Source organism: Mesorhizobium sp. M1342, from assembly GCF_040317955.1.
Lineage (GTDB): Bacteria > Pseudomonadota > Alphaproteobacteria > Rhizobiales > Rhizobiaceae > Mesorhizobium.
In genome coordinates this window covers 196,623-203,434 of the sequence record NZ_JAMYLI010000011.1, presented here as the reverse complement: position 1 = coordinate 203,434, position 6,812 = coordinate 196,623, and the positions used below count along the sequence as shown (strand labels likewise).

The 6,812-nt window shown below is 61.4% G+C and carries 7 protein-coding genes and 1 pseudogene; 3 read left to right on the top strand and 5 right to left on the bottom strand.

Translation table 11 applies throughout. The annotated features are described in order from the left end of the window. Nucleotides 1–118: 118 nt before the first annotated feature. From NKH06_RS13995 to NKH06_RS13975, 5 genes are all read right to left on the bottom strand, one after another. A complete protein-coding gene (locus NKH06_RS13995) occupies nucleotides 119–1,372 on the bottom strand; it encodes a L,D-transpeptidase family protein (protein ID WP_023810224.1) in 1,254 nt (417 codons plus the stop codon). A gap of 362 nt (nucleotides 1,373–1,734) precedes the next feature. Next, on the bottom strand, nucleotides 1,735–2,133 hold the full coding sequence (locus NKH06_RS13990) for a hypothetical protein (protein WP_352442544.1): 399 nt from the start codon (nucleotides 2,131–2,133) through the stop codon (nucleotides 1,735–1,737). Nucleotides 2,134–2,309: 176 nt separating this feature from the next. Continuing rightward, complete coding sequence (gene ldtR, locus NKH06_RS13985; protein ID WP_008875359.1) at nucleotides 2,310–2,825, bottom strand: transcriptional regulator LdtR; 516 nt, start codon at nucleotides 2,823–2,825, stop codon at nucleotides 2,310–2,312. Between the two features lie 238 nt (nucleotides 2,826–3,063). Then, complete coding sequence (locus NKH06_RS13980) at nucleotides 3,064–3,486, bottom strand: DUF6163 family protein (protein ID WP_023810222.1); 423 nt, start codon at nucleotides 3,484–3,486, stop codon at nucleotides 3,064–3,066. Continuing rightward, nucleotides 3,483–4,526: an enoyl-CoA hydratase/isomerase family protein gene (locus NKH06_RS13975; RefSeq protein WP_352893304.1), complete on the bottom strand. Its 1,044-nt coding sequence runs from the start codon at nucleotides 4,524–4,526 to the stop codon at nucleotides 3,483–3,485. Before NKH06_RS13975 ends, NKH06_RS13980 begins: the two co-directional genes overlap by 4 nt. 196 nt (nucleotides 4,527–4,722) lie before the next feature. On the opposite strand from NKH06_RS13975, the pseudogene NKH06_RS13970 reads away from it, so the two are divergent. The 3 genes and pseudogenes from NKH06_RS13970 to hemB all read left to right on the top strand — a co-directional run. After that, nucleotides 4,723–5,058 (top strand): annotated as a pseudogene (locus tag NKH06_RS13970) (DUF8605 domain-containing protein); the annotation flags it as partial. 196 nt (nucleotides 5,059–5,254) lie between these two features. After that, a complete protein-coding gene (locus tag NKH06_RS13965; protein WP_352893311.1) occupies nucleotides 5,255–5,548 on the top strand; it encodes a hypothetical protein in 294 nt (97 codons plus the stop codon). Nucleotides 5,549–5,636: 88 nt separating this feature from the next. Beyond that, nucleotides 5,637–6,668 carry a porphobilinogen synthase gene (hemB, locus tag NKH06_RS13960; protein ID WP_352611696.1) on the top strand — a complete coding sequence of 344 codons (1,032 nt, stop codon included), beginning with the start codon at nucleotides 5,637–5,639 and terminating at the stop codon, nucleotides 6,666–6,668. Nucleotides 6,669–6,812 lie beyond the last annotated feature (144 nt).

The following is a 6,812-nucleotide window of genomic DNA, read 5'->3' as shown; positions in this document are numbered from 1 at the left end:
GAAAGGGCTGGCCCCTGTGCAATACAGGAACCAGCCCTTAAACCTACCAACTCAATGAACCGTCCAACTTTATGGGGTCAGTTCATAGAGGCGGCCTTTTTAGATAAGAATCAAATGCTTACAGCGCAGACGTGATCTGCAGTTCGTTGTTGCCATCAAGCGCGTAGACGTCGTCGCGGAACTGCACCACGCCCGGACCGGTCGACCAGGCCGAGAGATAGAGGAAGTGGACCGGCACCGGATTGGTGACCTGGATCGGCGTGTTTTCACCGGTCTTGATCGCCGCCTCGAAATGCTGGCGATCCCAGCCGGGCGTGTCGCGCAGGATCCAGGTGACGAGGTCGCGCACATTCTGCACGCGCACGCAGCCCGAGGAATCGAAACGCAGCATCTTGCCGAACAGGCTCTGCTGCGGCGTGTCGTGCATGTAGACGCCGTCAGGGCTCGGGAAATTGATCTTCACCGAGGCCATGGCGTTTTCCGAGCCGGGATCCTGGCGGAAACGGTACTTGGCGGCGTCGTCGGTCGACCAGTCCACATTCATCGGATCGACTTCGCTGCCATCGGGCGCGAACAGGCGGATGTGGCTGTTCTTGAGATAATCGGGATTTTTCCGCATCAGCGGAATGATGTCCTTGCGCACGATCGAGACGGGCGCGTTCCAATATGGATTGACGATGATCTCGTTGATCTTGGAATTGACGATCGGCGTCTGCCGGTCGATCTTGCCGACGATCGCGGTGTGGCGAAGCACGACGCGGTCGTTCTCGACGGCTTCGACCTGCGCTGCCGGAATGTCGACCAGCACGTAGCGGCTGCCCAGCGTGCCGGCCTTCTCGCGCAGCCGCTGCAGATTGGTCTGCAGCTGGCCGAGCCGGATCTGCGCCGAAACGTTCATCGCCGCATAGGTGTATTTGCCGAGCGCACCATCGGCAGGCAGGCCGTGGCGCAGCTGGAAGCGCTTGACCGCCGAGTCGACATAGGAATCGAAAGCCGTCGAAATGCCGGCGCTCTGCGACAGGTCGCCGGAAACCATCAGCCGCTTGCGCAACGGCACCACATCGGGATCATCAACGCCAAGCTGCAGCTTCTTGGTCGCGGGAACCTCGACCCAGCCACCCTGCCCGACAATGTTCTGGTATTGCCCGACCGCCTGTTCCGTGAAGGCGACGGTCTGCGGGCTGAAGATCGGCAGCGTCGAGGCCACCTTGCCGCCCTCGCTGGCGCGGGCGTCGAACTGGTCGTCCCAATTGCCGCGCGCCGAGGATTTCAGGATATCACCGATCACATCTTGCGCATTGGCGCCGCCGGCGACCACCGCGGCTGCGAGCGCGGAGGCTCCGGAGAGGAAAAAACGACGGCTGGTTCTCATGGACGTTCCAGACATTTGTAGCAGTTCGATCACTTGCTGCGTTGATCACCGGGCGATCTCGCCCGCACTGTAAAATTGGCAATCTTAACAATTAGCCAACCATGCTCCGTATCACCTTGGTGTGACAGCGCCCAGGCGCGATACGGATTGCGGGTGAACGCATGGTCTTCACACCAGCATCACTGCCACTCTCGGTTCCATTGGAATATGGCGGCAACGTGGCCTTGGCCCGCGATTTGCATCGGGCGCCGCAGCGAAATGAAAGGCCCGTGCTTTTTCGGTATCGATCGGCATCCTTGATCGCGTCAAGCAGACGGCGGTTCGGCCGCTCCACGAGACGCGCTGCCTATCCTCACGATCCCTCAGTGTGAGGTTTCAACCTTTGGGCCCGGACCTGGCTTCGCCTTCAATTCCGAACATCGTTGCAACACCTCATGCTGGGGGTAGCGCAGGACTTTGTTGTCCTCGAGTTTGAGCAGCAGCTCCCGCCTCTTGTCTGTGCTCTCGCCATCCGTACACGTCATATCCAGGATGACGACATCCATGCGGTTGATCTTCTGAACCTTGTCCAACGTGCAGCGGACCTCCCACATCTCCATTGCTTTGTCGGTAAACGTCACTATCGAGTCATTGTTGTCACAGGGCTCGCTGCCTTCCCCAGCGAAAGAATCCTTCCACCACTCCTCGGCAAAAGCCGTTTGCGAGACCAACAAAAGCACTGCGGCAACCGAGCAAATCTTCGAGCGTTTTCCCTCACCCATAACGCGCCCCTCCAGGCCGTGACATTAGGCACTGCTGCAGCGAAAGCAAACCTGGCCGGATATTTGGGCTTTGGGATCAGGAAAAGAAAAGGCCGATGCCTCTCGGCACCGGCCCTGACTGAAGGTCGATATTTCGGCCGCGCTTCTGTGGCGCGGGCCGGATCCGATGCAGCGCCTCACATCCGATAGGCGATGGTGTCGTTCCAGAAGCGGTCGAGCCGCTGCAAAGCACGGTTCATCTGCTTGAACTCGTCGGTGTTGATGCCGCCGACCTGCTCGATCGAGCCGACATGACGCTCGTAGAGGCCGGCAACGACCTCCGCCACCTCGTTTCCCTTCGGCGTCAGCGAGACACGGACCGAACGGCGGTCGATGCGCGAGCGCTGGTGGTTGATGAAGCCGAGGTCGACCAGCTTCTTCAGATTGTAGGAGACGTTCGAGCCGAGATAGTAGCCACGCGAGCGCAGCTCGCCGGCGGTCAGCTCGGAATTGCCGATATTGAACAGCAGCAGCGCCTGGATGGCATTGATGTCGGAACGGCCGTTGCGGTCGAATTCGTCCTTGATCACATCAAGCAGGCGGCGGTGCAGCCGCTCAACAAGCTGCAGCGATTCCATGTACAGGGAACGGATAGCCTCGCGGCGATCGTCAGATACGTTGGCGGTCTTCGCCGCCGGACGCGAATTGATCATTGTCTTTGCCTCTCGTTTGTCGCCCTGGTGATTTTTTGTTTTTCACCTTGATCGCGACACTATCGAATACTCATAAAATTCGACTTAAACGCTAGGGCTAACAAGAGCTTACCGGTAAGAGGTTTCGCAAGAGGCTTAACGAACGGTCACCCAAGCAAGGATAATTAACCTAAAGATTTCGGCAACGATTGCGGGGCTCATTCGAGGCGACAGCCGGGCCGCCAATGTGCTCAAGGGCTTAGTGGCGGACCGGGCGCTTCTGCAGGTAGATGACGACGCGGAAGACAATGTAGAGCACCGCCACCGCCGCATGCGAGACGACAATCAGCAAGCGATGGCCGAATAGCTCGGGAAAGCCGGCATACATGACCGTCTCGGTCACCGCACAAATGAACCAGATCACCGGGCCCCAGGACGCCAGCATCCACAGGCCGGCAGCGGCAAAGGGGAAGAACACGGCGAGCACCACCGCCGCGACCTGCCAGTGCACGGGCATCAGGTCGAACCGCCACAGCGTACCCGGATAAAAGCCGATCAACCTGATCCAGTAGAGAATGCCGAACAGCAGGCAGTAGCCCGATATGACGCGCTGGAACCAGGCGAAGATCACCTCCACCCCGGAGGGCTGCAGCACGACGCGCCTCGAGGTCACCTCGCTCATATCAAGAGTTCCCGTTCGCCGAGCGGGGCGAAAAAGGCGTCGACATCCGCTTCGCTAACCGCAGCGAGGCTTGCCGGCCGCCATTGCGGCTTCGAGCCCTTGTCGATGATGGCGGCGCGGATGCCTTCGTAGAAATCATGGCCGGCGAGCATCCGGTTGAGGATGCGGAACTCCATTCTCATGCAGGCTTCCATGGACAGCGTCAGTCCGGCGCTGATCTGCCGCCAGGCGACGCGCAGGCTGGTCGGCGAGCGGGTGCGGATCGTCGCCAGTGTCTGTGCCGCGAACTCATCGGCGGCGGCCGCACGCTCGAGGCTGTCGATGACGCGGTTCAGGGACGGTTGCGAAAAATGGCGGACAATCGCCTCCAGCGTCGGCCTGTCGGTTTCTCGCCTTGCCTGCACGAAGAAGCCGCGCAGCACCGATTCCGGATCGCCGGTCAGCGCCAGGCGGTCGAGGAAGCCGGCCTGGTCCTCGGCCTTGACGGTGTGGGTTGCCAGCCCCGACCAAAGCGCATCGCCATAGCGGATGCGATTGCCGGTCAGCGCCAGATACATACCGAAGGAGCCGCCGAGGTCAGGCAGCAGGTGGCTGGCGCCAACATCCGGAAAAAAGCCGATGCCGACCTCCGGCATGGCAAATTGGGCATTCTCGGTCATCACCCGGTGCGAGCCATGGAAGGAGATTCCGACACCACCGCCCATGACGATGCCGTCGATCAGGGCCACATAAGGTTTCCTATAACTGTTGATGCGGGCGTTGAGGCGATATTCGTCGGCGAAGAACTCGACCGGCGGTTTTCCCGCCCGGCCTGTCTCATAGACATGCAGGATATCGCCGCCGGCCGAAAAGGCCCTGCCCTCTGCCTTGACGACGATGACGTCGATGCCCTGGTCGGCCTCCCAGGCGGAAAGAGCAGCGTCGAGCGCCCCGATCATGCGGTGCGTCAAGGCATTGAGCGCCTGCGGCCGCGTCAAGGTGACGACGCCGGCCCGGCCCAGATGTTCGAAGCGGATCTCGTCGCCTCCGCCAAAATCCATCGTGAAGAATCCCTCCCCCGGCCGCCGGGACTGAAGTGCTAAAGCGTGGCGCATGGGTGCGTCAATGGCGAGCACACCGGTGCAAGCTCTGGGCCGGACCAGGAGCCGGTACTAAAAATCGAGCTGCAATACTGAAAAACTGGATAGAGTTCATTGCAGCGCAGCTCTGGCGGGTCTTCGAACGGGACGATTGGTTATGACTCGATTTTCACGCTTTGCGCCGGTGGCAATTGGGCTGAGCATCTGCTTGGCTGTTCACCCGGTCATGGCGGGGACTTTGGAAGACCTCTACAGCTCCCAGACCATCGTCAACGGCAAGTACGAGAAAAACCGCCAGGCCGGCTTCAAGCGCTGTCTCGACGCGGTTCTAGTGCGGGTTTCCGGTGATCAGCGCCTGCCGGTGAAACCTGAAATGACGGTATTGCGTGACAAGGCCGGCAGCTTCGTCGCCAGCTTCCACTACCGCGACCGCATGGAAGGCATTGCCAACCATGACGACCAGGGCACGTATGATCGGCCTCACAATCTCTACTGCCAGTACGGGCCGGCTGAAATCGACCCGGTACTGGCTTCGCTCGGCAGCAGGCCGTGGCTGGCCGAGCGGCCGCGGCTGGCGGTGTTTTTGGCGACCGAGCGCGGAACAATGCATTACGCTCGATGCCGACGACGACCGTGGCATGCCGATGCGCGAATCGTTCGGCAATGCGGCCGTACCGCTGGCCATGCAGGTGGCTTTTCCCACGGCGGCGCAGCTGTCGCGGGCCGGATTGGACGATCGGGCGCTTCGCAATGCCGAGATGACGAAGCTCGACACACTCGCGAAGAAGACCGGCGCCGACCAGGCGCTTTCCGGCAGTCTCGTCTGGAGCGACAAGGAACTGGGCTGGATCGCCAACTGGCGGCTGGCCGCGGCCGGCAAGACCTACATCTGGCAGGTGCGCGGTGTCGGCTTCGACGAGGCTTTCCGTGTCGCCATCAGGGGCGCAGCACAGATTCTGTCAGGCAATGGGCAACCCGAATAGACCTCGACCGCGTCGCTGGCACAATCGTGCCGCATTGGTCAGTGGCGGGAGCTCGTGGTAAAAGCCTGCCTGAACGAGAGTATTGGCGATGAACAAATTCACACCCGCAAAGCCCGCCGGCGCGCGCGGCGTCGACGAGATCACCGGCAGCCGCCGTCTGCGCCGCATGCGCAAGGCCGACTGGTCGCGCCGTCTCGTGCAGGAGAACCGGCTCACGGTCGACGACCTGATCTGGCCGATCTTCGTCGTCGAGGGCAAGGGTGTCCGCGAGCCGATCGCCGCCATGCCCGGCGTCTTCCGCCTGTCGATCGATCTCGCCGTCAAGGAGGCCGAGCGCGCGGCAAAACTCGGCATTCCGGCACTCGCCACCTTCCCCAATGTCGACATCTCGCTGCGCGACCAGACCGGCTCGCACATCCTCGATCCCAACAATGTCATCAACCGCGCCACCCGTGCGATCAAAGATGCGGTGCCGCAGATCGGCATCATCACCGACGCAGCGCTCGACCCGTTCACCAGCCACGGCCATGACGGCATCCTGCGCGACGGCATCATCGTCAACGATGAGACAGTGGAACAGGTAACCGCCGCTGCCGTCATCCAGGCGGCCGCCGGCGCCGACATCATCGCGCCGTCCGACATGATGGACGGCCGCATCGGCGCCATCCGTGACGCGCTCGACGCCAACGGTTTTCAGGACGTCGCGATCATGTCCTACGCGACCAAATTCGCGTCGGCCTTCTACGGCCCCTATCGCGAGGCTGTGGGCACCGCCGGCCTGCTCAAGGGCGACAAGAAGACCTACTATATCGACCACGCCAATTCCGACGAAGCAGTGCGCGAGGCCGAACAGGACATTGCCGAGGGCGCCGACATGCTGATGGTCAAGCCCGGCCTGCCCTATCTCGACATCATCCGACGGCTGAAAGACGAGTTCCAGATGCCGACCTTCGCCTACCAGGTGTCGGGCGAATATTCGATGATCAAGGCGGCAGGCGCCAATGGCTGGATCGACGGCGAGAAGGCAATGCTGGAATCGCTGCTCGCCTTCAAGCGCGCCGGCTGCGACGGCATCTTGACCTATTTCGCGCCCGAAGTGGCGGAACTGCTGAAGGGGTAATTTCTCTTCCGGCGATGACCGGTCGCGGCAACCAATGTCGGCGAATCCGCTTCTACATCCCTACCAATTTCCGGCTCCTGGCCGGGGAATCCATAGCGGGGGTCGCTTGACCCCTAGCCTGGGCTTCGTTCGCGCTTGAAATAC

Coding starts and splice junctions, on each gene's coding strand:
- NKH06_RS13995 (WP_023810224.1), bottom strand. CDS start 1,372: ATGAGAACCAGCCGTCGTTTTTTCCTCTCCGGAGCCTCCGCGCTCGCA.
- NKH06_RS13990 (WP_352442544.1), bottom strand. CDS start 2,133: ATGGGTGAGGGAAAACGCTCGAAGATTTGCTCGGTTGCCGCAGTGCTT.
- NKH06_RS13980 (WP_023810222.1), bottom strand. CDS start 3,486: ATGAGCGAGGTGACCTCGAGGCGCGTCGTGCTGCAGCCCTCCGGGGTG.
- ldtR (WP_008875359.1), bottom strand. CDS start 2,825: ATGATCAATTCGCGTCCGGCGGCGAAGACCGCCAACGTATCTGACGAT.
- hemB (WP_352611696.1), top strand. CDS start 5,637: ATGAACAAATTCACACCCGCAAAGCCCGCCGGCGCGCGCGGCGTCGAC.
- NKH06_RS13975 (WP_352893304.1), bottom strand. CDS start 4,526: ATGGATTTTGGCGGAGGCGACGAGATCCGCTTCGAACATCTGGGCCGG.